The organism is Burkholderia pyrrocinia (genome assembly GCF_003330765.1).
In the GTDB taxonomy this organism is placed as follows: Bacteria; Pseudomonadota; Gammaproteobacteria; order Burkholderiales; family Burkholderiaceae; genus Burkholderia; species Burkholderia pyrrocinia_B.
Window position 1 is genome coordinate 1,502,309 of the sequence record NZ_CP024903.1, and the last position, 22,445, is coordinate 1,524,753.

The following is a 22,445-nucleotide window of genomic DNA, read 5'->3' on the forward strand; positions in this document are numbered from 1 at the left end:
CGCCGGTCGGGAGCGAAATGAGCACGATGACGGGGACCTTCGATCCAACGGCATTGCCGCCGCGCGTCGCGCGGCTGGTGCTGGTGACGCCGGATGGCGCGGTGGTCGGTTGCCTGCCGCCGATGCCTGTCGCCATCCCGTGGTGGCAGGAAGTGGAGTCGGTCGTGCGCGCCGCGCGCGAACGCCATCGCGTCGACGTGACGATCCTGCGCCTGCTGGAAACGGTGCGCGACCGGGCGCCCGGCGGCGAAGTCACCTATCTGGCCGAGATTACGGAACCCGTTCCGGCCGAATGCTGGCCCGGGAACATCGAACCCCATTCACTGCGCCAAAGCTATGCGCGACCGGGCGGCCCCGCGGCGGATCTCGGCTGGGCGGCGCGCGTGCTGGCCGGTCAGGGCTTGTCGGCCAGCGCCAAACCTGTGCAGGTTCGAACCTGGAATCTCTCCAGCGTCTGGCGCATCCCGATCGGGACGCAATCGGCCTGGCTGAAAGTGGTGCCGCCGTTCCTGGGTCATGAGGGCCGCGTCATCACGGCGCTGGCCGGCCGGCGTGTGCCGACCCTGCTGGGTCATGACGAATGCGGGCGCATCCTGCTCGCGGAGATCCCGGGCGACGACCAGTTCGACGCAGCGCTGCCGCAACTGCTCGGCATGGTGACGCTGCTGGTCGACCTGCAGGCTGCGTGGATCGACCGCGTCGACGAATTGCGCACGATGCGCTTGCCCGACTGGAGCGGCGCGGGTTTGGCTGCCGACATCGCCGACGTCGTCGAACGAACCGGCGAAGAACTGTCTCGCGACGAACGTGCGTCGCTACGGCATTTCTTGAGCGGCCTGGCGGCGCGGTTCGCCGAAATCGACGCGTGCGGATTGCCGAATACGCTGGTGCATGGCGACTGCCATCCCGGCAATTTTCGCGGAACGCGATCGGAGCTCACGCTGCTGGATTGGGGCGACAGCGGCATCGGCCACCCGTTGCTCGACCAGTCCGCGTTTCTCGACGCCGTTCCGCGGGAATACGCGGCGGCGATCAAGAACCACTGGCATCGCGAATGGCTGGCGAAGGTGCCCGGCTGCGACCCGGCGCGCGCCGCCGCCCTCCTTGCACCGGTTGCCATGGCCAGGCGAGCGGTGATCTACCAGCGATTCATCGACAATATCGAACCGTCGGAGCAGATTTACCATCATGGCGATCCGGCCGACTGGCTGGGCCAGACCGCGAGACGGGTCACGACGGAGGATTGAACGCGGGATCGTCTTCGCCGATGCCGTGAATCGTCGCGGCATGGTGATGTGAAGAATGAGAAAGAACTGCGCAGGCCGGGCGCGACACCCGGCCCGCGCAGTTCGCGCGCGCCGCGCCAAGGCGGCGCGCACGCGCACGGCCGATCGTCAGACGGCCATCACCGTCACCGACTTCGTGACGAGGTACGGCTCGAGCGCTTCCGGCCCGCCTTCCGACCCGTAGCCCGAGTCCTTCACGCCGCCGAACGGCATTTCCGGCCACGGTGTCGCCGGCTGGTTGATCCAAAGCATCCCGACTTCGAGGCGCTGCGTGAGCAGGTGCACGTTCGCGAACGAACGCGTGAACGCGTAGCCGGCCAGACCGAACGGCAGACGGTTCGCTTCCGCGATTGCGTCTTCCAGCTTGTCGAAGCCGCGAATCGCCGCGACCGGGCCGAACGGCTCGTTGTTGAACACATCCGCTTCGAGCGGCACGTTCGCGATCACGGTCGGTGCGAAGAAGTTGCCTTCCGAGCCGACCCGCTCGCCGCCCGTCTCGATGCTCGCGCCCACCTTGCGCGCGTTGTCGACCACCGACGCCATCGCGGTCAGCCGGCGCGGATTGGCGAGCGCGCCGAGCGTCGTGCCTTCCTCGAGACCGTTGCCGATCTTCAGCCCTTCGGCATGCTTGACCAGCGCGCGCGTGAATTCGTCGCGGATGCTGTTGTGCACGAGGAAGCGCGTCGGCGAAATGCAGACCTGCCCCGCGTTGCGGAACTTCGCGCCGCCGGCGGCCTTCACCGCGAGCGCGACGTCGGCGTCCTCGGCGACGATCACCGGCGCGTGCCCGCCCAGTTCCATCGTCGCGCGCTTCATATGCTGGCCCGCCAGCGCGGCGAGCTGCTTGCCGACCGGCGTCGAACCCGTGAACGTGACCTTGCGGATCACCGGATGCGGGATCAGGTACGACGAGATCTCGGCCGGATCGCCGTACACGAGGCCGATCACGCCGGCCGGCACGCCCGCGTCGACGAACGCGCGCAACAGCGCGGCCGGCGATGCCGGGGTTTCCTCCGGCGCCTTCACGAGGAACGAGCAGCCGGTCGCGAGCGCGGCGCTCAGCTTGCGCACCACCTGGTTGACCGGGAAATTCCACGGCGTGAACGCCGCAACGGGGCCGACCGGCTCCTTCACGACCGTCTGCTGCGCGCCGAGGTTGCGCGGCGGCACGATCCGGCCATACACGCGCCGGCCTTCGTCCGCGAACCATTCGATGATATCGGCCGCCGACAGCACTTCGCCGCGCGCTTCGGTGAGCGGCTTGCCCTGCTCCTGCGTCATCAACTGCGCGATCGCGTCGGCGCGTTCGCGCACCAGCGCGGCCGCCTTGCGCATCGTCGCCGCGCGCTCGTGCGCGGGCACCTTGCGCCATGCTTCGAAGCCGCGTTGCGCGGCGGCGAGCGCGCGGTCGAGATCGGCGATGCCCGCATGGGCCACCTTGCCGATTGCCTTGCCGGTCGCCGGGTTCACGACGTCGATCGTCTTGCCGCTCGCGGCGTCGACCCACTCGCCGTCGATCAGCAGTTGCGTATCCGTATAAGTCACGTTAGCCATCCAGACACCCCTACATTGCGTCGATAAAACGCGCGCTGCCGCGAACGGCCACGCGCCGGTTGACAGAAAGAGCCAGGCCGCCGGGGGCATCGCGCACCCGGCGGTGCCGACAGCGGCCACGCCGGCCCGCCGTCGTTCCGCATCGCGCCGCGCTCAGCGCGCGGCCGCCGTCGCCTTGCGGAGTTTCGCGACGTCCGCCGCCTGCACGGCCGGCGCGCCATTGTTCCAGCCGGCGCGCATGAACGTCAGCACGTCGGCGATCTGCCGGTCGTTCAACTGGTTCGAGAACGCCGGCATCGGATACGCGGACGGCACGCCATCGATCACGAGCGTGTCGCTGCCGTTCAGCGTCACGTTGATCAGCGACGATGCATCGGCCTCGAGCACGTTTGGATTGCCGGCGAGCGGCGCGAGCAGCGGCGCGTAGCCGCGCCCGTCCGCGCCGTGGCAATGCAGGCAGTAAGCGTTATACACCTTCGCGCCCGGATCGGCTGCCGGCCGGCCCAGCACCGCCAGCGTCGCCTTCGGATCCTGGCTGTATGGCGGCCCGCCCGTGCCGCCCGCGGCCGGCAGCGATTTCAGATAACGGGAAATCGCCGCCAGATCGTCGTCGTTCAGCGCCTGCGTGCTGTGGTTGATCACGCTCACCATCGAGCCGAACGCGGTCGCGTGCTGATTCGCGCCGGTCTTCAGGAACTGCGCGACGTCGGCCTCGTTCCAGCGGCCAAGCCCCGTGTTGTGCTCGCCGGTCAGGTTCGACGCGAACCAGCCGTCGATCGCGGCGCCCGACAGGAACGCCGTGCCGCCTTCGTCGAGTGCCTTCTCCTGGAAGCCGACGCCGCGCGGCGTGTGGCACGACCCGCAGTGCCCGAGGCCCTGCACGAGATACGCGCCGCGGTTCCACATCGCGTCCCGGGCCGACTTGTCCGCATAAGGCGTCGTGTCGAGGAACACCGCATTCCACAGCGCGAGCGGCCAGCGCATGTTGAGCGGCCACGGGATGTCGGACGGACGGTTCGCCTGCTTCACCGGTTCGACGCCGTGCATGAAGTACGCGTACAGCGCCTTCACGTCGTCGTCCTTCAGCTTCGCGTACGACGGATACGGCATGGCCGGATACAGGTGATGGCCGTCCTTCGCGACGCCCGCGCGCAGCGCGCCGGCGAACTCGGCCTCCGTATAGCCGCCGATGCCCGTGTCCGGGTCGGGCGTGATGTTGGTCGTGTAGATCGCGCCCATCGGCGTGACCATCTTCAGGCCGCCCGCGAACGGCGTGCCGCGCGGCGCGGTGTGGCACGCGACGCAGTCGCCGGCTTTCGCGAGATACGCGCCGCGCGCGACCAGCGCGCTGTCGGCCGGCGCCGTCTGCGCGGCGTGCGCGGCCGAGCCGGCCAGCAGCGCGGACAGTGCGACGAGCGATGCACCGAGTGCGTTCGCGGCGTGATTCAAGGTGAGGTTTCGCATGATTGTGCCTCCCCTCAGGCTGTCTTGAGTTGATTGCCGACCGGCAGCTTGCGCAGCCGCTTGCCGGTTGCCGCGAAAATCGCGTTCGACAGCGCCGCCGCGGTCGCGGCCGTGCCCGGTTCGCCGATCCCGCCCGGCGCTTCGCCGCTCTTCACCAGATGGACCTCGATCGGCGGCGTCTCGTTGATCCGCATCATCCGGTAGTCGGTGAAGTTGCTCTGCACGACGCGGCCGTCCTCGATCGTGATCTCGCCGTACAGCGCACCCGTGATCCCGAAGATGATGCCGCCCTGCACCTGCGCCTCGATCGTGTTCGGGTTGACATACATCCCGCAGTCGACCGCACACACGACGCGCTTGACCTGCACCTCGCCGTCGTCCACCGCGACGTCGATGACGATCGAGAAGAAGCTGCCGAACGCGTGCATCACCGATACGCCGCGCCCTTGCCCCTTCGGCAGCGACGGCCCCCAGCCGGCCGCCTTCGTCGCGACGTCGAGCACGTTGCGCGCGCGCGGCGTCTTGTCGAGCAGCGCGCGGCGGTACTGCACGGGGTCGGTCTTGGTTTGCGCCGCCAGTTCGTCGATGAAGCTTTCGACGACGAATGTGCCGCGGGTCGGCCCGACGCCGCGCCAGAATGCGGTCGGCACGTGGCGCGGCTCCTGGCGCACGTAGTCGACGAGCTGATTCGGCAGGTCGTACGGCAGCTCGGCCGCGACCTCGACCGCGTCGGGATCGACCCCGTCCTTGAATGCGGGCGGCGCGAAGCGCGCGATGATCGACGAGCCGACGATCCGGTGCTGCCACGCGACCGGCTTGCCGTTCGCGTCGAGGCCGGCCGAGATCTTGTCGTAGTAGTACGGCCGGTACATGTCGTGCTGGATGTCTTCCTCGCGCGTCCAGATGACCTTCACGGGCGCATTGACCTGTTTGCCGACCTTCACCGCCTGGCCGATCATGTCCGTTTCGAGCCGCCGGCCGAAGCCGCCGCCGAGCAGGTGGTTGTGCACGACGATCCGGTCGGGCGACAGGCCCGTGAGCTGCTGCGCGGTATCGCGCGCCCGCGTCGGCACCTGCGTGCCGACCCAGATCTCGCAGCCGTCGCCGCGCACGTGCACCGTGCAGTTCACGGGCTCCATCGTCGCGTGAGCGAGGAACGGCTGCTCGTAGACGGCGTCGACGCGCGTCTTCGCGTTCGCGAACGCCTTGCCGACGTCGCCGTCCTTGCGCGCGACCGCGCCCTTGCCGTTCGCCGCGGCTTGCGCGAGATCGGCGACGATGTCCTTCATCGACACCTTCGCGTCCGCGCCTTCGTTCCACTTCACGACGAGCGCCGATGCGCCGCGCTTCGCGGCCCACGTGTGATCGCCGACCACCGCGACCGCGTTGTCGACGCGCACGACCTGGCGCACGCCGGGGATCTTCTTCGCGGCGGTATCGTCGACGCTCGCGACCGTGCCGCCGAACACGGGACTGTTCACGATCACCGCGTACAGCATGCCGGGCAGGCGCACGTCGAGCCCGAACTGCGCGGTGCCGTCGACCTTCTCCGGCGAATCGAGCCGCTTCGCGGGCGTGCCGATCAGCTTGAAATCCTCCGGCTTCTTCAGCGCGACATCCTTCGGCACCGGCAGCTTCGCCGCGGTGTCGGCGAGCTGGCCGTACGACGCGCGCCGGCCGCTCGGCGGGTGCTGCACTTCGCCGTTCACGGCGCGGCAGGTTGCCGGATCGACGTTCCATTGCTTCGCGGCCGCCGCGACCAGCAGCGTGCGCGCGGTCGCGCCCGCGCGGCGCAGCGGTTCCCACGCGTAGCGCACCGACGTCGAGCCGCCCGTGAGCTGGCCGCCGAGCAGCGGATCGAGGAACAGCTTCTCGTTCGGCGGCGCGTGATCGAGCGTCACGCTCGACAGCGGCACTTCGAGTTCCTCGGCGATCAGCATCGGCAGCGCCGTATAGACACCCTGCCCCATCTCGACCTTCGGCATCACCAGCGTGACCTTGCCGGCGCGGTCGATCTGCACGAACGCGTTCGGCGCGAACACGCCGGCGCGCGCGGTTTCATCGCCATCGCCGCCGATCACCGAGCGGCGTGCGTCGTCGCCCGCGGCCGGCAGGCTGAAGCCGAGCAGCAAGCCGCCGCCCGCCGCCGCGCCGAGCGACACGCCGAATCGCAGGAACGAACGGCGCGATACGCCGGTGCCGGCCCGGCCGGCTTCGATCAGTCCTCGCGACATGTCAAGCCTCCTTCGCGGCTTGCTTGACCGCCGCGCGAATCCGGTGGTACGTGCCGCAGCGGCAGATGTTGCCGGCCATGGCCGCGTCGATGTCGGCGTCGCTCGGGTTCGGGTTCGACGCGATCAGCGCGGTGGCCGCCATCACCTGCCCCGACTGGCAGTAGCCGCACTGGACGACGTCGAGCTCGCGCCACGCCTGCTGGACCTTGTGGCCGGCCGGCGTCGCGCCGACAGCCTCGATCGTCGTGATCTTGCGGCCCGCGACGGCCGCGACCGGCATCACGCACGAACGCGCGGCGACCCCGTCGAGATGCACGGTACATGCGCCGCATTGCGCGATCCCGCAGCCGAACTTCGTGCCGGTGAGGCCGACGACGTCGCGCAGCACCCAGAGCAAGGGCATGTCGTCGGGGGCGTCGACCGTGCGGGTTTCGCCGTTGATGTTGAGGGTGACCATTCAGACTCCAGGGCCGGTGTATTGGGGAAGCGGCGCGAATGGCGCGCCGCGCGGTGTGGTCATCGCCGTCGCGCGATGCGCAACGGGTGCCGCGCGGCCCGGGTGGGGGCGAGCCGCGGCGGTGGTCCGTCAGGGGTTATTCGGCCGCGTCGATGCCCGACAGCACCTTGATGACGGGCGGCGCCGAAAACCAGTCGGCGGACTTGATGCGGAATGCGGTGAAGTGCGGGCTGGCGAGATGCGCGTCGAACGCGGCCTGGTCGTCGTAGATCTCGAACAGGTACAGGCCGGGCGAGCCGTCCTGTTCGCGAAACAGGTCGTAGCGGCGGTTGCCGGGTTCGATGCGCGCCGCCGCAACCATGCTGCGCAATTCGGCCTCGACGGCCTGCGCGTGTTCGGGTTTCGGGAATACCGAGGCCATCACGTAAAGCGCCATGTTGTCACTCCTGTCGAAACGGAACCGAGCATGCCACAAGCCGGCGTCGCGCGACGCCAGCGTGCAATCGTCGTGTGCTGCAGTGTCGTGGCATCAGGCCAGTTCGTCCGGACCCACGCGCACGACGACCTTGCCGAAGTTCTTGCCGGCGAGCAGGCCGATCAGCGCGTCAGGCGCGTCGGCCAGGTCGGGGACGACATCCTCGAGCGTCTTCACCTTGCCCTGCGCGACCCATTCGCTCATCTCCTTGAAGAACGGCGCATAGCCGGTTGCATAGTGATCCATGATGATGAAACCCTGCATCCGGATGCGCTTGCGCAGGATCGTGCCCATCAGCGCCGGCACGCGGTCGCGGCCGGTCGACACCGCGGTATCGTCGTACGCCGCGTCGTTGTAATGCGCGATGATCCCGCACACGGGCACGCGCGCATGATCGTTGAGCAGCGGCCACACCGCGTCGAACACGGCGCCGCCGACGTTCTCGAAATAGACGTCGATGCCGTTCGGGCACGCGTCCTTCAGCTTCGCGGCAAACGCCGGATCGCGGTGGTCGACGCACGCGTCGAAGCCGAGCGTGTCGGTCACGTACGCGCACTTGTCGGCGCCGCCCGCGACGCCGATCACGCGGCAGCCCTTCAGCTTCGCGATCTGCCCGACAACCGCGCCGACCGCACCGCTCGCCGCCGCGACAACTACGGTTTCGCCGGCCTTCGGCTCGCCGATCTTCAGCAGCCCCGTATAGGCGGTGAAGCCCGGCATGCCGAGCACGCCGAGCGCGTATGACGGATGCGCGAAGTCGCGGCCGAGCGGAATCAGGTCGCGTCCATCGGACAGCGCATAGTCCTGCCAGCCGGCGCCCGCGACGACCAGGTCGCCTTCACGGAACGCGGGCAGGTTCGACGACACGACGCGGCTGACCGTGCCGCCGACCATCACGCCGCCGAGTGCGACCGGCGGGGCATAGGACGGCGCATCGCTCATCCGGCCGCGCATGTACGGGTCGAGCGACAACCAGACCGTGCGCAGCAACACCTGGCCGGCGCCGGGCGTCGGCACGTCACTGGACTCGGAGCGGAAGTCGTTCGGCGTCGGCGCGCCGACCGGGCGCGAATTCAGGATGATCTGGCGGTTTGCGGTCTTGCTTTGCGGCATGTGAGCCTCCGTCAACAGGGATAAACGTGCTTCGTGGGCACGATCGGATCAGGGGTGGACCAGCAGAAGGCGCGCGCTTGCGATGGCGCCGGCGGTCAGGCCGTCGCGATCGCAAGCGTGCGGTTGGGACAATCGGAACAGCGTAACGCGGAGCAAGGCGTTCGTCATGCGTATATAAGTAGACCAGTCGTCTAGAGTCAGGGCAAAAACAAGGCGCGCCCATGCGCGCCCGGCTTACGACTGCGCTCCGTCATGCGCGGCCGGCGGCAGGTTCAGCATGCGCCGCGTTTCGACCATCGCCCTTTCGAGCGGTTGGCGGTTGCGGTGAATCTTTTCCAGCAGCGTCGCGCCTAGCCACAGCTCGTAAAGGATCGCGGCCGTGTGCGGCGGATCGTCGACCGCACTCAGCGAGCCGTCGGCCAGCCCGGCCTCGATGCCGCCCGCGAGCCGCTCGATGATCTGGCTCGTGCCGCGTCGCAGCACCGCGCGCATCGCTTCCGACAGGTCCGACACTTCCGCGCCGAGCTTCACCGCGAGGCACTTGCCTTCCGGATCGTCCGCACACTGCGTGTGCAGCCAGTTGCCCCAGTACGTCATCAGGCGCTCGGCGCCCGTGCCGGCCTGATGCTTGAACAGGTTGTCGAGATGCGCGAGATAGCCTTCGAAATACGATTCGAGCAGCGCTTCGCCGAATGCCTCTTTCGAGCCGAAGTAATGGTAGAACGAGCCCTTCGGGATGCCCGCCGCGGCGAGAATCTCGTTCAGACCGACCGCCGAAAACCCCTTGTGGAGCATGATCGGCTTCGCGATATTCAGGATGTGCTGGCGGACTTCGGCGCCGGACGATGCATTCATGATGGCGTATGGTAGCAACGATTAGACCGGTCGTCTAGTAACGTCGAGCCGGCATGTTGAGCGGCACTTTACCCGATCCCGGCGGGGCCCCCAAATGCTTGGCCGGCGTTCTGTCGCGTGCGCTCCTGGGTTGCCGCGTGCGCGGCGTCACACGAGCGACCCGGTTTCGTCGCGGGCGTTTCATCGATCTCCCGCATAAATACGCGCGGTGCATGCGCCGGCGATCGTCAGGATGCGATTCCGGCGGACGCGCCGCCGCTGCCGTCGCGGTATGTGCTGAGTTGAACGGGCGGGTGGAAAGGCTGGCGCTCGGGTGCGTGGCATCTCGCCTGCTTTGCTGCTTGCCTGCGTCGCCATCGACTGACGCGTGCTTGCGGTTTCATCGTCAGCGTGACGCTTCGTCGGCGCGCTTTCTCGTGCGCGCCCGCCGCTCGCCCCGCTGCGCGGCCGGAGTCGTCTTGGTGCCGCGCAATGGCGCCCGGCGCGCGAGCACCGTCATCTCGCGCCTCAGCGCGTCGAGCTCCTTGCCGCGCGCCGCATCGGTCGCCTGTGCGCCGTCGAGTTGCCCCTGAAGCACCCCGCATCGATGCAGTGCGTCGCCGAGTTGCGCCTGCAGCGCGGCCACGTCCTTCCGGTGCTGCGCATCGCGTTGTTCCGTGCGCGATGCCGTCGCGTCGAGCTCCTTTTGCAGCCGCGCGGCCGCGAGCCGCTCGCGATCGATCTCCTGAAGCGCGCGCTTCTCCGATGCGCGCAAGCGTTCCTTGGCCCGGCCCGCGTCGTTGCGCAGCCGGTCGAGCTGGGTGGTGAAATCCGCGCGCGCCTGGGCGAGTGCGCGGTCGCCTTCCGCGTTGTCGGCCTTCAGGCGTTCGATCTCCGATTGCAGCGCTTGCCGCGCTGCGTCGTCCGCCGCCCTCGCCTGCTCCAGTTCCTGAATGCGTACCTGAGCGACCAGCAGCGCGGCCGTGCGTTGCTCCAGCGCGGTTTCGGTGCGGGCCAGTTCGGCCTGCAGCGTCGCGACTTCCGCTTTTGCAGCCACCCGCTCGGCTTCGACTTCCGCGCGCAGTGCGTCGAGCGCGGCGGCCGCATCGGCGCTCGACCGATTCCACAACGCCGCGACCAGCTCGCCGGCTGCCGCCTGCAGATCGGCCGGCAGGTCGGGATGCTCGATGCGTACGCGACTCTTTTCCCGCAGCTCGGCCCAGAACTCGCCGAGGACGGCCGTCGGCGTGCTCATGCTGCCCTTGCGAACGAGCTGGTACAGGCGGTTCGCGGTGGGCGTGATGCCGAAGCGGAAGAACAGCAGCGCGCAGGCTTCGCGGTACAGCTCGCGGGTTTTCGGGAAGTCGGCCTTGAGACGCTCGATTTCGGCGGTCAGGCGAGGTTCGTCGGCAGCGAGATCGGACATGGCGGGTTTCGTCGGTGATTTCGTAAATAATATAACGTAAACCGTTAAATATCCAATCATTGGGACTGATAGATTTGACATTATTTCTATAATGTCGAGTTGATCGATTGTCGGGATGCGTGGCAAATCGTATCCGCCCGTTTGCGTAATTTTGCAACCACCTCCCCTCCGGCTGGACTGGACGACATGATCCAGGCCCTGCCCGCTAGGGCTCGGCCATTTCGCGCGATGCTCGTAGACGTGACGTGGACTGGGTCGGGGACTTACGGCCTGAAAATGGCTGCCCTCGGCTACTGGAGAATTGAATTGGCTGCAGCGGCTTTCGCAAATTTGTAGCCGCGCCGCCGGAACGGCGGGGGGCGATGGTCGCGGGATCGCTGCGGGCGCAGCATTTCCGTACAGCCTGCGTACTGGCGCCACCGGTGGCCCGGAGCCAGCAGAGAAATTGTCTCGTCAGCGCAGCAGCTTGTCGTCGTTATTCCGGAATCGGCAAGCCCAGCCGCCAGCTCAAATTTCTGCGCGCTCGCGTCTCGCAGCGCGTGTAGAAGAAATCTGTCAGATAGATGCGCGGACGTACGAGTAGCCCGCGAAGAATGGTCCGTTCATGGAGGTCGTAAGCCCGGTCGTCAAGATCGGGGCGCTCTGCCCGGAGGAGGCGGCCGTCTTCGCGAAATCGGCGGAGGGACGCGCCAAGCACGGCCAGGTCGATGTCGCACACGAAGCGGGTATCCAGTTCTGCAGCAATGCCCAAGTGGGTTGTCGCGAGAATCATCGCGCAGATATGGTCGCACGCGCGGATTCGCCCCCCTGCCCGGCGTCGGAACCAGTCCGCGCTACTCTGCTCGTTATTCTTCGCGCCAGGAACGAAAATCACGTCATGGAACCAGAGCGCGAGTTCGACGGCGTCCGGTTCGGGAATTGAGCCACGCGCCAGGTCGAGATGACGCAAACATCGGCGTACATGCGCGAGCGTATGGTAATGGCGCGCCGGTTCTGTATAGCATCGCTCCAGCATGCCATAGACATCCTCAGCATGTGTCCCGCCGCTGCACGACCACAACGCGACAAACCGCGCCTGCGTCAGGTTCACGTTCGCTCCTTGGCCCGGGGCGTCTACACATGATCGCCCGATGCCGGCATTACCGCGATGCGCTCAGAGAAATTCCCTGCGAATGTCGATACTCGACCGCTGTCCGATGTTTCCGTAGTGATGCGCGAGCCACGCATCCGCTTCGCGTCGCCCATAGTCACGCAGCTCGCTCAGAAATCCCCAATCCGCGTTGTATTTGCTCGATACACTCAACGCGCACAGAGCGTCGTCGGCACGAATGGAATGGATCAGCATTTCCTTCATCTCGTCGCGGTTGATCGTGCCTTGCTTGATCAGGTCAGTGACGAACGCGATTGCTCGCATCTCGCGCATCAGCGACGAGTTGAAACTGATCTCGTTGATACGATTGAGAATTTCCGCAGCCGTGATGGGTACACCGCGGCGCATAAGCGGATTGATGTGCACGATCACGACGTCGCGCGTCACGCAATTGTAGATAAGAGGATAGATGGCCGGATTACCCATGTAGCCGCCATCCCAGTAGTACTGGCCATCGATCGTGACCGCCTGGAACAGTGTCGGCACGCATGCTGATGCAAGTACCGCGTCTGCACAGACATCCTCTCCCGTGAAGAGGCGTATTTTCCCTGTCTCGACATTGGTTGCGCATAGGTACAATCGGATCGGACAGTGCTTGCGCAGCACGTCGAAGTCAACCCGGCTTTGGAGCACTTCGCGCAGCGGATTCAGGTTGTTCGGATTGAACTGATAGGGCGAAAAAACGCGCAGCATCATATCGGCGAATGCATAAAGCGGCGAATGATCGAGCCCGAAGCTGTGCGTGCCTTTCAGCCACGGCACCCAGCGCAGTGGGTTGTAGCGCTCCGCCGATTGCGAGACCGCCTGCCAGAAGTCATGCAGTGCCTGACGCGCACCGTCTTCGCCTCCCTTTAGCAGCCCGTATGCGAGTACAGCGGCGTTCATCGCGCCGGCGCTGGTTGCACTGACACCCTCGATTGAGAGCCTGCCGTCTTCGAGCAGTCGGTCAAGCACGCCCCAAGTGAAGGCGCCGTGCATCCCGCCCCCCTGCAAAGCCAGCGCGATCTGTTTGCGCGGTACATCGTCGCGGCGTCTTGTGTGCGTGATTGTCATGCTCGTCTCCCAAGCTCTCCGTTATGCGGAGCAGCGGCAGGTAGTGGACGACACGTCGTCACACGCTACGTCGTCGTGCGCCGCAGGCCCATTCATCCTGTGCGCGCGTCCAATGCATCCAGCAGCGCTTTCGCCTCTCGCAGGTCGCTCGTAGCGAAGCCTTCCGTGAAGCAGGTGTACACCTCGGACAGCGCTTGCTTTGCCTCCACGGTCTTCCCCTGCCGTTGCAATAGCCGAGCGAGGTCTGACGCTGCTCGCAATTCCAGCGCTCTGGCACCCTGCCGACGCGCTCGCGCGATCGCTCGGTGAAAACAGCCTACCGCTTCGTCATCGCATTCAGATGCAGTGCCTTCCTTGCTCGCCCCGCTAGCCAGGTAGATTCCCGTGAGCCGGTACAGCTCGGCCTCGTAGCAATGCTCACCGGATTTCTCGACGATCGCCATAGCCTCTTCCAGCATGTCTAGTGCTGCCCGCTTGTCACCCGCACGCCAGTAACTGTCGGCGAGCAACGCGAGAGAATAAGGCCGCTGGTCTTCGCCGCCAGCTGCCCGCTGCGCGTCGAGGCCCAGCCGCATCTGCGCGATGCCGTCCTGGATGTTTCCTTGCGCGCTCATCGCCCAGCCTCGCAGAAGCGTCCCCCACGCGAGCCAGTACGGCAATCCGTGCTCGGTCGATACGGTAATGACCGCTTCTGCGCGCTCACCGGCGAGCATCGGCTCCCTCCGCAGTTGGTGCAAGTTGGCTGAGTAGGTAAGACTGAACGCCAGAGATGGCCCATAAGAAAGAGCCTGTGCGAGCGCGAGTGCCTCAACGCTGCGTTTGAGCGCTTGGTCCGGATATCCCTGATACCACAAAGTCAACACAAGGAAATTGAGCGCCCGAATGCCAGGATCCACGCCGTGTGCGAATACGTGTGCCTGATGTTGCTCCGGATCGTAGATCGCAATGGCTTGTTCCAGGTGTGCGCGAGCAGCGCCGAAATCGCCTTGCAGAAAAAAGCACGCGCCCAGTGCACTATGTGCCTCAATGAGCAAGCCCGGATCATTCGCATCCCGGGCGGTACCGAGCATCTGGTTGCCCAGATCGGTCGCGATGGCATACTCGCCGCGCACCAGGTGGTGTATCCGCAATCCCAACTGCGTCGCAAAGCGTTGCGATACCTCACCCGTCCGCTCGCACAGCTCGAGCGCGCGCGTATAGATCGCGCCCACCTCCGTCGCGCCATACCCACGCACGTCCATCAAGACCGGCCCAAGGGAAAGCAGCAGTGTCAGCTCCCAATGCGCATGCATAGGTGTGTCCGGCAAGCGCTTCAGTAGCGCAAGCGCCGTGCCGAGGTGGTCCATGGCATCGTGATGGGCCGCATGGCGTAACGCCTGCTGAGCGGTACGATGCAGGTATTCGACAGCCTTGGGAATGTTTCCGCTCTGACTATAGTGGTGCGCAAGTTCGCTGCAGTAATCGGCTATACGCGTTGGAAACAGCACCTCGATCGCCTGCGCGGCGCGCTCGTGCAGCGTGGTGCGCCGCTCCGTGAGCAACGAGCGCCCAGCCACTTCCTGAGTCAGCGCGTGTTTGAATGAATAATTGACCTCGGGAAAAGCGGGCCGCTCGTAAATGAACTCCGCAGCTTCCAGATGGGCGAGCAGGCGACGCAGTTCATCGTCCCGCGCCGATTCCTCACCGCAAATTCGCCGGATCAGGCTGAACGGAAACTCGTGGCCTATCACCGCGAGCGCCTGTAGCAGTTCCTTTTCCTCGATGGGAAGCCGGTCGATTCGAGCGGCCAGCACGCCCTGCACGGTGGTAGGAATGTGCAGCGTCGCCGGGGTCTCCACGATGCGATAACGCCCGGCATCGCCGAGCAGCGACTTCTCTTCCACAAGCGTCTGGACCACTTCCTCCATGAAAAACGGGTTGCCCTCCGTCTTGTCGAGAATGAGCTGCTTTAGCGGCACGAGCGTGCGATCCTCGCCGAGCAGCGCCGCGAGCAGTCCTTGAGCATCGGATGGGCCAAGCGGTTCGAGTCGGATTTTGCTGCAATGAACCGCACCGGCCCACGCGGGCTGATACTCGGGCCGATAGTTCACCAACAACAGTATTCGTGAGTCCGGCACGTGGTCGATCAAGTAGGTGAGGAAGGCTTCTGTTTCACGGTCCAGCCATTGCAGATCCTCGAACAGCAAATGGATCGGCTGATTTTGGCTCTCTCGCGCGAGAAGCTGCCTGATCGCGTCGAAGGTACGGTCGCGCCGGATCTGCGGATCCATCTCGACGAGTACCGACCCGCCTTCACCAATTCCAAGCAGATAAAGGACGTATGGCACGAGGTCCTCGAAACTGCGCTCGAGCGTGAGCGCCTTGCCGATGACCTTTTCCCGGCAGCGCCGCTCGTCGTCCTGCGTTGTGATCTGGAAATAGTTCTTCAGGAGTTCGATGAGCGGCAAATTAGGAAACGCCTTGCCGTGCGATACCGAAAACGTCTCCAGCACCAGCGCGCCACGTCGGGAACGCTCTTTGAACTCGTGGAAAAGGCGAGATTTTCCGACGCCGGCCTCCCCCACAACGCCGACCACGCGCCCACGCCCGGCCCTCATGGTCTCCAGTGCCCGGTTCAGGTGTTCCATTTCCGTTTCACGGCCAACGAACCGCGCGAGACCACGCTGCGCCGCCAGTTGCAGGCGCGTGCGTAACGCGCCCAAGCCAAGCACCTCGTATACGCACAGCGGCGCGGGAATACCCTTGAGTTGCGTGGCCCCCAGCGCATTGAATTCGAAATAGCCTTCGGCCAGCTTGTGGGTGGACTCACTGACGAGAATTGACGTGGGCGTGGCGATTCCCTCGATTCGCGACGCGATATGGATCGTATGCCCGAGCGGATCATAATCGGTGTGCAAGTCGTCGGTTCGGATAGAACGGACGACGACCTCGCCGGTATGAACCCCAACGCGAATTTGCAGGGGAATGCCTTCCTGCAGGCGGATGCGGTCGCCATGCTGCCGCATCGCTTGCTGCATTCGCAATGCAGCGAAGAGCGCTCGCTGTGCATGGTCTTCGTGGGCGATCGGTGCGCCGAACAGCGCGAGGATGCCATCGCCGAGCGATTTTGCTACGTAACCTTCATAGTAGTGGACAGCTTCCATCATTAGCTCGACCACGGGCCCGATCAAGCGATGCGCCACTTCGGGATCGAGATCGTGGATCAAAGCGGTCGACCCGGCCATGTCGGCAAACAGCGCGGTAACGGTCTTGCGCTCGCCAGCGGGCTCGCCGCGCGCTTCCATGGCCGCGTGTTCGGCACGGATCCGTTCGGCAAGATGATCCGGCGTGTAATGAATGGGGGTTGGCGGCGGCTCCTGGCCCGATGGTCGAAACAGTGGCGGCGCAGACGCAGGTGTAACCAGCGACGTCCCGCAATTGCTGCAGAAGCGGGCCGCCGGCTCTACCTCATGCCCACAATGCGGACAAGTGTGGGACAGCGCGGCCTGACATTCCTGGCAGAAGCTCGCACCAGTAGGATTCTCGGACCCGCATTTTGTGCAGCGCATAAAACCCTCTTCCTGCCAAGGGTCAACTCCCAATGATTATGCGCCACTATCTGCGGGCATTCAGGCCGGCGAGCCTGATTACGCATGCCGATTAGCGTCTGGTTGCACAAATTTGTAACGCCCCACCAACAGCAATCAGCGGCTCGTCGTCCAGGCGGTTACAAAATGGTGCAACCAGACGGCTGCGCTGTCGCACTGGATGAGACGGGCTGCTCGAGGCGAGCGGCTGCGCTGTCGATGTATCGCCAGACGAATGCGGCAGCTTACCCGAGCGGCACCACACTCCCGAGCAGGATCCGCACGAGCGTCGCCTGGCGCGTGACGCCCGTCTTCGAGAAGATCGCACGCAGGTGCGTGCGCGCCGTGTTCTTGCTGATCCCCGATTCCTCCGCCGCTTCCTCGAGCGTCAGCCCGTTCGTCAGCAGCAGCGCGAGCGACGTCTCGGCAGGCGTCAGGTCGAACAGCTTGCGGATGATTTCCTGTGCGCCCTGCGGTTTGCGGTCGGGGTCGCGCAGGAACAGCGTGACGGCCGGCCGCCGCTTGTTGTCCTCCGACCAGTCGGACAGCAGCACCGTGCGCACCAGCAGCCCGAGCCGCGGCTTGTCGAAGCTGCGCGTGATCGGCATCGCCTCGACGGTCGCCGCAGCCGTGCCGTGGTGTCCCATCACCGCGTGGCGGATCAGCCGCTTCAGCGTGCGGTTCTCCTGTGCGTCGGTCGCCTCGATCGTGCCGCGCGCAATCGTCAGACCGTTGTTCTGCTTGAGGATCTCGTCGGCGACGCTGTTCAGGTCGATGATCGTGCCGTTCTCGTCGAGCGTGATCGTGCCGATCTGCATCCGGTTGATCGCGTTCGCGTAGATCGAGCGTTCGACCTCGGCCGTGTCGAGCCGCGAATGCAGTTCGACCGCGCGCTTCAGGTGCGGCAGCAGCAGCGCGCAGATCGCCTTGTCGCGCGCAGAGAACTGCTTGGACGCATGGTTGCGGCACACGCGGAACCGGCACTCGACGCCCGACGACGTGCGCAGGTCGGCGCCGAGGATATAGCGCACGTCCTGCGGCTTCAGGAACTGCTTGTACAGCTCGCTCGACAGCCAGCCCGTATCGCCGAACACCTCGTCGACCGTGACCACGCGATCGGCCGGCAGGCCGACGAACGGGTCGAGCGAATAGTAGTAGTTGTTGTACGAAGCCTCGCCCTCGCCCGGGACGACCGGGCCGAATTCCGATGCGTGCACGGACAGCGGCGCGCGGCGGTCGCTCGCGGCCGCGCGCAGGATCAGCGTCACGTAGTTCGCCTGCAGCCAGCGACGGACCAGTTCGAGCGCACCCGCCCACGGCGGCGTTTCCAGCGGCCCCTGGTAGATGCGCGCCATCAGCTCGCTGAAATCCGCGACGCCGATGTCGGCCTCGTCACTTGTTGCCTGGCTCTCTTGCGGAGCCCATCTCGTCTCCATCAGCACGCTCCATCCTCCATACGACATGTTTCCGGCGCGACGCAGTCGCGCCGCCATGATTAAGACGCGTCTAAATTCCGGCGTCATCGGGAGATTCACTGAATAGTGAGAATTGGCCATCCGTGCGTGCGAACCATCGTCCAATCGGATGATGTGGCGCCCAGCCCGCTGCGCTGGAATGCCCGTCAGGCCGTGCCGGCAAGCGTCCGGCGCGGACTCAGGGAAAACCGCGACACGGGTTTACCTGATTCAGACCGCATCCGATTCAGACAGGAGTTTCCATGCCGCTCGACCCTCAGGCGCAGGCGCTGCTTGCCGCGTTCGCCCAGGCACCCGCGATCGATTTCGCTCAGCTCACCGTTCCCGCCTACCGCGCGAGTCTCGCCTGGGGTGGCGCCTTCGCGCCCGGCGATGCCGTCGCCGCCGAAGAGGACTGGCAGATCCCCGCATCGGGCCGTCAGTTGTCCGCCCGGCTGTATCGGCCCGATGCCGACGGGCCGTTGCCGCTGACCGTGTTCTTCCACGGCGGCGGCTTCGTGTCGTGCGGCATCGATTCGCACGCGAACCTGTGCCGCAGCCTCGCGAAACGTGCGCGCACGCTCGTGCTGTCGGTCGACTACCGGCTCGCGCCCGAGGCGCGCTTTCCGGCGGCCGCGCACGACGCGTGCGACGCCGTGCGCTGGGCCGCCGCCAGCGCACGCGATCTCGGCGCGCGCGCCGGCGCGGTGGCCGTGGCCGGCGACAGCGCCGGCGGCAATCTCGCGGCGGTCGCCGCACTGCAGTTGCGCGGCGCGGGCATCGGCATCGCGCATCAGTTGCTGCTGTATCCGGTCGTCGATTGCGCGACCGAGCATCCGTCGTATGAATCGCTCGGCGACGGTTATTTCCTGACGGCGGACGCGATGCGCTGGTTCAAGGGCCATTATTTCGACGACGGCGCCGATCGCGCGTCGCCGCTCGCGAGCCCGCTCGCCGCACCGGACGTCGCGGGCGCAGCGCCGGCGACGATCGTCAGCGCCGAATTCGATCCGCTGCGCGACGAGGCCGAAGCGTATGCGCTGCGTCTCGCGCAGGCCGGCACGCCGGTGACGCTCGTGCGCTGGCCCGGCCAGTTGCACGGTTTCGCGAGCATGCTCGGCGCCGTCGATGCGGCCGACCGCGTGCTGACGTTCGGCGCCGACGCGCTGCGCCGCGCATTCGACGCGACGGAGGCGCAATGACGCTCGCCGGCACGCTGGAGATCGTCGACGAGCTTCGTGCGGGCCGGATGGTCCTGCTCGTCGACGAAGAGGATCGCGAGAACGAAGGCGATCTCGTGATCGCGGCCGATCATGTGACGCCCGATGCGATCAATTTCATGGCGCGCTTCGGGCGCGGGCTGATCTGCCTGACGCTGACCGCCGAGCGCTGCGAGCAACTGCGGCTGCCGCCGATGGCCGATCACAACGGTACGCCGTTCGGCACCGCGTTCACCGTCAGCATCGAGGCGGCCGAAGGCGTGACGACCGGCATTTCGGCGGCCGATCGCGCGCATACGATCCGTGCGGCGGTTCGCGCGGGCGCCCGCCCCGACGATCTCGTGCAGCCCGGCCACGTGTTCCCGATCGCCGCGCGCCCGGGCGGCGTGCTCGTGCGCGCGGGGCACACCGAGGCCGGCTGCGATTTCGCGGCGCTCGCCGGGCTCACGCCCGCGTCGGTGATCTGCGAGGTGATGAACGACGACGGCACGATGGCGCGGTTGCCGGAGTTGAAGGCGTTCGCCGCGCATCACGGGCTGAAGATCGGCACGATAGCCGACCTGATCCACTACCGCCGCGAGCACGAATCGCTCGTCGAACGCGTCGGCGAGCGGCCGCTGCATACGCCGTGGGGACGGTTCCGTGCGATCGAGTATCGCGACACCGTGCATGGCGCGCCGCATCTCGCGCTCGTGCGCGGCGAACCCGATGCGGCGGCGCCCGTGCTGACGCGCGTGCACGAATGCCATTCGCTGCTCGACCTGCTCGACGCGGAGCCGTCCGCGCATTCGTGGCCGCTGCACGCCGCGCTGCAGCGGATCGATGCGGCCGGCTGCGGGGTCGCGGTGCTGCTCGACTGCGACATGCGCGGCGACGCGATGCGGATGCCGGCCGGCAATGCGCGTCGCGACGGACGCGTGACGGGAATCGGGTCGCAGATCCTGCGCGATATCGGCGTGCGGCGGCTGAACGTGCTGTCGAGTCCGTTCCGGCTGCCGGCGCTGTCGGGGCACGACCTGGAGATCATGGCGTTCATTCCGCTCGGGGACGACGATCCGGAAAGCGCGCGGGGCGCGCACGCGAACCCGCTTCGGGTGGCGTGATGCGGGGTTGATGCGCGGACGCCGTACGCGACGCCGGCAGGCGGGATGATTGGTCGGTTTGTCGCGTAACAGGCTATCGTTTGTTTTTGTTAAATACAGTCCAGGATTTGTATTTTGACGATACATGCCATAGACTGTATTTCCCGATTACAAACGATCGCCTGTCATCCCGCGGAGCGCCCGATGGCCTTTCCTGTCCAGACCTTGACCCAGTTGCGCCCGATACTCGTCGGCTTCCGGAAATCCGCGGGGCTCACGCAGGCGCAATTGGCCGCCCGCCTGGGCGTCACGCAGCAATCCTACGCGCAGCTCGAAGCCAACCCGTCGGCGGTCAGCATCGAACGGCTCTTCAAGGTGCTGAACACGCTCGGCGTGCGTATGACGCTCGACCCGGGTGCGCACGATGAACCGGCGGAATTCGCCGAGCCCGATGCCGATGCCGATGCCGATGCCGATGCCGATGCCGGGACGGCGGCTCGCAAGCCGGCCGCGAGCAAACGCAAGCCGGAATCGGCGCGCGGCGTAACCGCCGCAAAAGCCGCAAAAGCCCGAACCGGCACCACGACCGGCGCCGCGCGGAAGCGGCCGGCGGCGGCGACACCGGGCAAGCCGCGGGTCTCGAAACGGGAGGACTGGTGACGATGGCCGCGCGTGCCCGCCACGACCGGCTCGACCTGTGGATGAACGGCATTCCGGTCGGCTACTGGGAAGTCCGGCGCGGCGTCGAGCGCCTCGTCTACCTGCCGGGCTGGCTCGACGATCCCCAGGGGCGGCCGCTGTCGCTGTCGCTGCCCTTCACGCCCGGCAACCAGCCGCACCAGGGCGCGATCGTCGCCGACTACTTCGACAACCTGCTGCCGGACAGCGAGCCGATCCGCCGCCGCATCGCGCAGCGTTACCGGCTCGGGTCGACGGCGCCGTTCGAACTGCTCGCGTCGATCGGCCGCGATTGCGTCGGCGCGATCCAGATGCTGCCGCCCGGCGAGATGCCCGTCGACCTCGAGGCGATCGACGGCGTGACGCTCGACGACGCAGCCGTCGCCGACGTGCTGCGCCACGCCACTGCCACGCCGCTGCCCGGCCGCGCGGAGCCGGACGGCGACCTGCGCCTGTCGATCGCCGGCGCGCAGGAAAAGACCGCATTGCTGCGTCAACGGAACCGCTGGTTGCGGCCGTCGGGCAGCACGCCGACGACGCACATCTTCAAGCTGCCGCTCGGGCGCGTCGGGAACATGCAGGCCGACATGCGGACGTCCGTCGAAAACGAATGGCTGTGCTCGAAGCTCGTCGCTGCGTACGGCTTGCCGGTCGCGCCGTGCGAGATCGGCCGGTTCGACGACCAGAAGGCGCTGATCGTCGAGCGCTTCGACCGGCGTCTTTCCCGCGACGGCTCGTGGATCCTGCGGCTGCCGCAGGAGGACATGTGCCAGGCGACCGGCACGCCGTCGGGCGCGAAATACGAATCCGACGGCGGCCCCGGCATCGAGACGATCATGGGCATCCTCGCGAATTCGGCCGATGCCGCGCACGACCGGATGAATTTCTTCGTCGCGCAGCTCGTGTTCTGGGTGCTGGCGGCGATCGACGGCCATGCGAAGAACTTCAGCATCGCGCACCTGCCCGGCAACACGTACCGCAGCACGCCGCTGTACGACGTACTGTCCGCGCATCCGATCATCGGCACGCGCCGCAACCAGCTTCCGCCGCGCCGTGCGCGGCTCGCGATGGCCGTGTGCGGGAAGAACCGGCACTACGTGATCGGCGAGATCCAGCCGCGCCACTGGATCGCGCAGGGCCGGCGCGTCGGCCTGACCGAAGACGACGTGCGCGCCGCGATGGCGGCTGTCGCCGCGCACACGGAACCCGCGATTGCCGAAGTCGCAGCGCAGATCCCGGCGGATTTTCCGGCGGACGTTGCGGACGCGATCTTCGACGGCATGCGGCGCCAGAGCCGCAAGCTCGGGGCGGGTGATCCTGCGTGATGGCTCGGCGGGTTGTGGCGGGGCTTGGGCCGGATCGGGCTTGAGAATCAGGTGTGGCGCTTCAATGCGTTGAA

General features: G+C 66.5%; 17 protein-coding genes. 5 read left to right on the plus strand and 12 right to left on the minus strand.

The window, feature by feature from the left end; genetic code table 11:
* The first annotated feature begins 17 nt into the window (after nt 1-17).
* Nucleotides 18-1,247: a phosphotransferase family protein gene (locus CUJ89_RS24350; protein WP_114179949.1), complete on the plus strand. Its 1,230-nt coding sequence runs from the start codon at nt 18-20 to the stop codon at nt 1,245-1,247.
* Nucleotides 1,248-1,394: 147 nt separating this feature from the next.
* Here the strand turns inward: CUJ89_RS24350 and CUJ89_RS24355 are convergent, their stop codons facing one another.
* From CUJ89_RS24355 to CUJ89_RS24410, 12 genes are all read right to left on the minus strand, one after another.
* Nucleotides 1,395-2,840: an NAD-dependent succinate-semialdehyde dehydrogenase gene (locus tag CUJ89_RS24355; RefSeq protein WP_114179950.1), complete on the minus strand. Its 1,446-nt coding sequence runs from the start codon at nt 2,838-2,840 to the stop codon at nt 1,395-1,397.
* 153 nt (nt 2,841-2,993) lie between these two features.
* Nucleotides 2,994-4,304: a c-type cytochrome gene (locus CUJ89_RS24360; RefSeq protein ID WP_114179951.1), complete on the minus strand. Its 1,311-nt coding sequence runs from the start codon at nt 4,302-4,304 to the stop codon at nt 2,994-2,996.
* A 14-nt stretch (nt 4,305-4,318) separates the two neighbouring features.
* The gene (locus CUJ89_RS24365; protein WP_114179952.1) at nt 4,319-6,538 is read right to left on the minus strand and encodes a xanthine dehydrogenase family protein molybdopterin-binding subunit; all 2,220 of its coding nucleotides are present in this window, start codon (nt 6,536-6,538) and stop codon (nt 4,319-4,321) included.
* Between the two features lies 1 nt (nt 6,539).
* Nucleotides 6,540-6,995, minus strand: coding sequence for a (2Fe-2S)-binding protein (locus CUJ89_RS24370; RefSeq protein WP_114179953.1), 456 nt, complete (start codon nt 6,993-6,995; stop codon nt 6,540-6,542).
* A gap of 136 nt (nt 6,996-7,131) precedes the next feature.
* The gene (locus CUJ89_RS24375; RefSeq protein ID WP_114179954.1) at nt 7,132-7,431 is read right to left on the minus strand and encodes a putative quinol monooxygenase; all 300 of its coding nucleotides are present in this window, start codon (nt 7,429-7,431) and stop codon (nt 7,132-7,134) included.
* Nucleotides 7,432-7,524: 93 nt separating this feature from the next.
* The gene (locus CUJ89_RS24380) at nt 7,525-8,583 is read right to left on the minus strand and encodes an NADP-dependent oxidoreductase (RefSeq protein ID WP_114179955.1); all 1,059 of its coding nucleotides are present in this window, start codon (nt 8,581-8,583) and stop codon (nt 7,525-7,527) included.
* Nucleotides 8,584-8,817: 234 nt separating this feature from the next.
* The gene (locus CUJ89_RS24385; protein ID WP_114179956.1) at nt 8,818-9,438 is read right to left on the minus strand and encodes a TetR/AcrR family transcriptional regulator; all 621 of its coding nucleotides are present in this window, start codon (nt 9,436-9,438) and stop codon (nt 8,818-8,820) included.
* A gap of 385 nt (nt 9,439-9,823) precedes the next feature.
* Nucleotides 9,824-10,843 (minus strand): DNA-binding protein, encoded by a 1,020-nt coding sequence (locus CUJ89_RS24390; RefSeq protein ID WP_114179957.1) that lies wholly within the window; start codon nt 10,841-10,843, stop codon nt 9,824-9,826.
* Nucleotides 10,844-11,318: 475 nt separating this feature from the next.
* Nucleotides 11,319-11,858: a hypothetical protein gene (locus CUJ89_RS24395; RefSeq protein WP_201752408.1), complete on the minus strand. Its 540-nt coding sequence runs from the start codon at nt 11,856-11,858 to the stop codon at nt 11,319-11,321.
* A gap of 138 nt (nt 11,859-11,996) precedes the next feature.
* The gene (locus CUJ89_RS24400; RefSeq protein WP_114179959.1) at nt 11,997-13,046 is read right to left on the minus strand and encodes a patatin-like phospholipase family protein; all 1,050 of its coding nucleotides are present in this window, start codon (nt 13,044-13,046) and stop codon (nt 11,997-11,999) included.
* Nucleotides 13,047-13,138: 92 nt separating this feature from the next.
* Nucleotides 13,139-16,594: an adenylate/guanylate cyclase domain-containing protein gene (locus tag CUJ89_RS24405; protein WP_114179960.1), complete on the minus strand. Its 3,456-nt coding sequence runs from the start codon at nt 16,592-16,594 to the stop codon at nt 13,139-13,141.
* A gap of 263 nt (nt 16,595-16,857) precedes the next feature.
* Complete coding sequence (locus CUJ89_RS24410) at nt 16,858-18,048, minus strand: helix-turn-helix transcriptional regulator (RefSeq protein ID WP_114181538.1); 1,191 nt, start codon at nt 18,046-18,048, stop codon at nt 16,858-16,860.
* Nucleotides 18,049-18,329: 281 nt separating this feature from the next.
* Here CUJ89_RS24410 and CUJ89_RS24415 point away from each other — a divergent pair, with 281 nt between their 5' ends.
* The 4 genes from CUJ89_RS24415 (at nt 18,330) to CUJ89_RS24430 (ending at nt 22,371) form a co-directional block, all read left to right on the plus strand.
* Complete coding sequence (locus tag CUJ89_RS24415) at nt 18,330-19,268, plus strand: alpha/beta hydrolase (RefSeq protein WP_114179961.1); 939 nt, start codon at nt 18,330-18,332, stop codon at nt 19,266-19,268.
* The gene (gene ribBA, locus CUJ89_RS24420; protein WP_114179962.1) at nt 19,265-20,389 is read left to right on the plus strand and encodes a bifunctional 3,4-dihydroxy-2-butanone-4-phosphate synthase/GTP cyclohydrolase II; all 1,125 of its coding nucleotides are present in this window, start codon (nt 19,265-19,267) and stop codon (nt 20,387-20,389) included. The genes CUJ89_RS24415 and ribBA overlap by 4 nt, the downstream gene beginning before the upstream one ends.
* Before the next feature lie 183 nt (nt 20,390-20,572).
* Nucleotides 20,573-21,028: a helix-turn-helix domain-containing protein gene (locus CUJ89_RS24425; RefSeq protein WP_114179963.1), complete on the plus strand. Its 456-nt coding sequence runs from the start codon at nt 20,573-20,575 to the stop codon at nt 21,026-21,028.
* Between the two features lie 2 nt (nt 21,029-21,030).
* A complete protein-coding gene (locus tag CUJ89_RS24430; RefSeq protein ID WP_114179964.1) occupies nt 21,031-22,371 on the plus strand; it encodes a type II toxin-antitoxin system HipA family toxin in 1,341 nt (446 codons plus the stop codon).
* Nucleotides 22,372-22,445: the final 74 nt, after the last annotated feature.

Excerpts from the sequence above, each read along its gene's own strand:
- CUJ89_RS24350 (WP_114179949.1), top strand. The coding sequence starts at position 18 with ATGAGCACGATGACGGGGACCTTCGATCCAACGGCATTGCCGCCGCGC.
- CUJ89_RS24355 (WP_114179950.1), bottom strand. The coding sequence starts at position 2,840 with ATGGCTAACGTGACTTATACGGATACGCAACTGCTGATCGACGGCGAG.
- CUJ89_RS24360 (WP_114179951.1), bottom strand. The coding sequence starts at position 4,304 with ATGCGAAACCTCACCTTGAATCACGCCGCGAACGCACTCGGTGCATCG.
- CUJ89_RS24365 (WP_114179952.1), bottom strand. The coding sequence starts at position 6,538 with ATGTCGCGAGGACTGATCGAAGCCGGCCGGGCCGGCACCGGCGTATCG.
- CUJ89_RS24370 (WP_114179953.1), bottom strand. The coding sequence starts at position 6,995 with ATGGTCACCCTCAACATCAACGGCGAAACCCGCACGGTCGACGCCCCC.
- CUJ89_RS24375 (WP_114179954.1), bottom strand. The coding sequence starts at position 7,431 with ATGGCGCTTTACGTGATGGCCTCGGTATTCCCGAAACCCGAACACGCG.
- CUJ89_RS24380 (WP_114179955.1), bottom strand. The coding sequence starts at position 8,583 with ATGCCGCAAAGCAAGACCGCAAACCGCCAGATCATCCTGAATTCGCGC.
- CUJ89_RS24385 (WP_114179956.1), bottom strand. The coding sequence starts at position 9,438 with ATGAATGCATCGTCCGGCGCCGAAGTCCGCCAGCACATCCTGAATATC.
- CUJ89_RS24390 (WP_114179957.1), bottom strand. The coding sequence starts at position 10,843 with ATGTCCGATCTCGCTGCCGACGAACCTCGCCTGACCGCCGAAATCGAG.
- CUJ89_RS24395 (WP_201752408.1), bottom strand. The coding sequence starts at position 11,858 with ATGCTGGAGCGATGCTATACAGAACCGGCGCGCCATTACCATACGCTC.
- CUJ89_RS24400 (WP_114179959.1), bottom strand. The coding sequence starts at position 13,046 with ATGACAATCACGCACACAAGACGCCGCGACGATGTACCGCGCAAACAG.
- CUJ89_RS24405 (WP_114179960.1), bottom strand. The coding sequence starts at position 16,594 with ATGCGCTGCACAAAATGCGGGTCCGAGAATCCTACTGGTGCGAGCTTC.
- CUJ89_RS24410 (WP_114181538.1), bottom strand. The coding sequence starts at position 18,048 with ATGGAGACGAGATGGGCTCCGCAAGAGAGCCAGGCAACAAGTGACGAG.
- CUJ89_RS24415 (WP_114179961.1), top strand. The coding sequence starts at position 18,330 with ATGCCGCTCGACCCTCAGGCGCAGGCGCTGCTTGCCGCGTTCGCCCAG.
- ribBA (WP_114179962.1), top strand. The coding sequence starts at position 19,265 with ATGACGCTCGCCGGCACGCTGGAGATCGTCGACGAGCTTCGTGCGGGC.
- CUJ89_RS24425 (WP_114179963.1), top strand. The coding sequence starts at position 20,573 with ATGGCCTTTCCTGTCCAGACCTTGACCCAGTTGCGCCCGATACTCGTC.
- CUJ89_RS24430 (WP_114179964.1), top strand. The coding sequence starts at position 21,031 with ATGGCCGCGCGTGCCCGCCACGACCGGCTCGACCTGTGGATGAACGGC.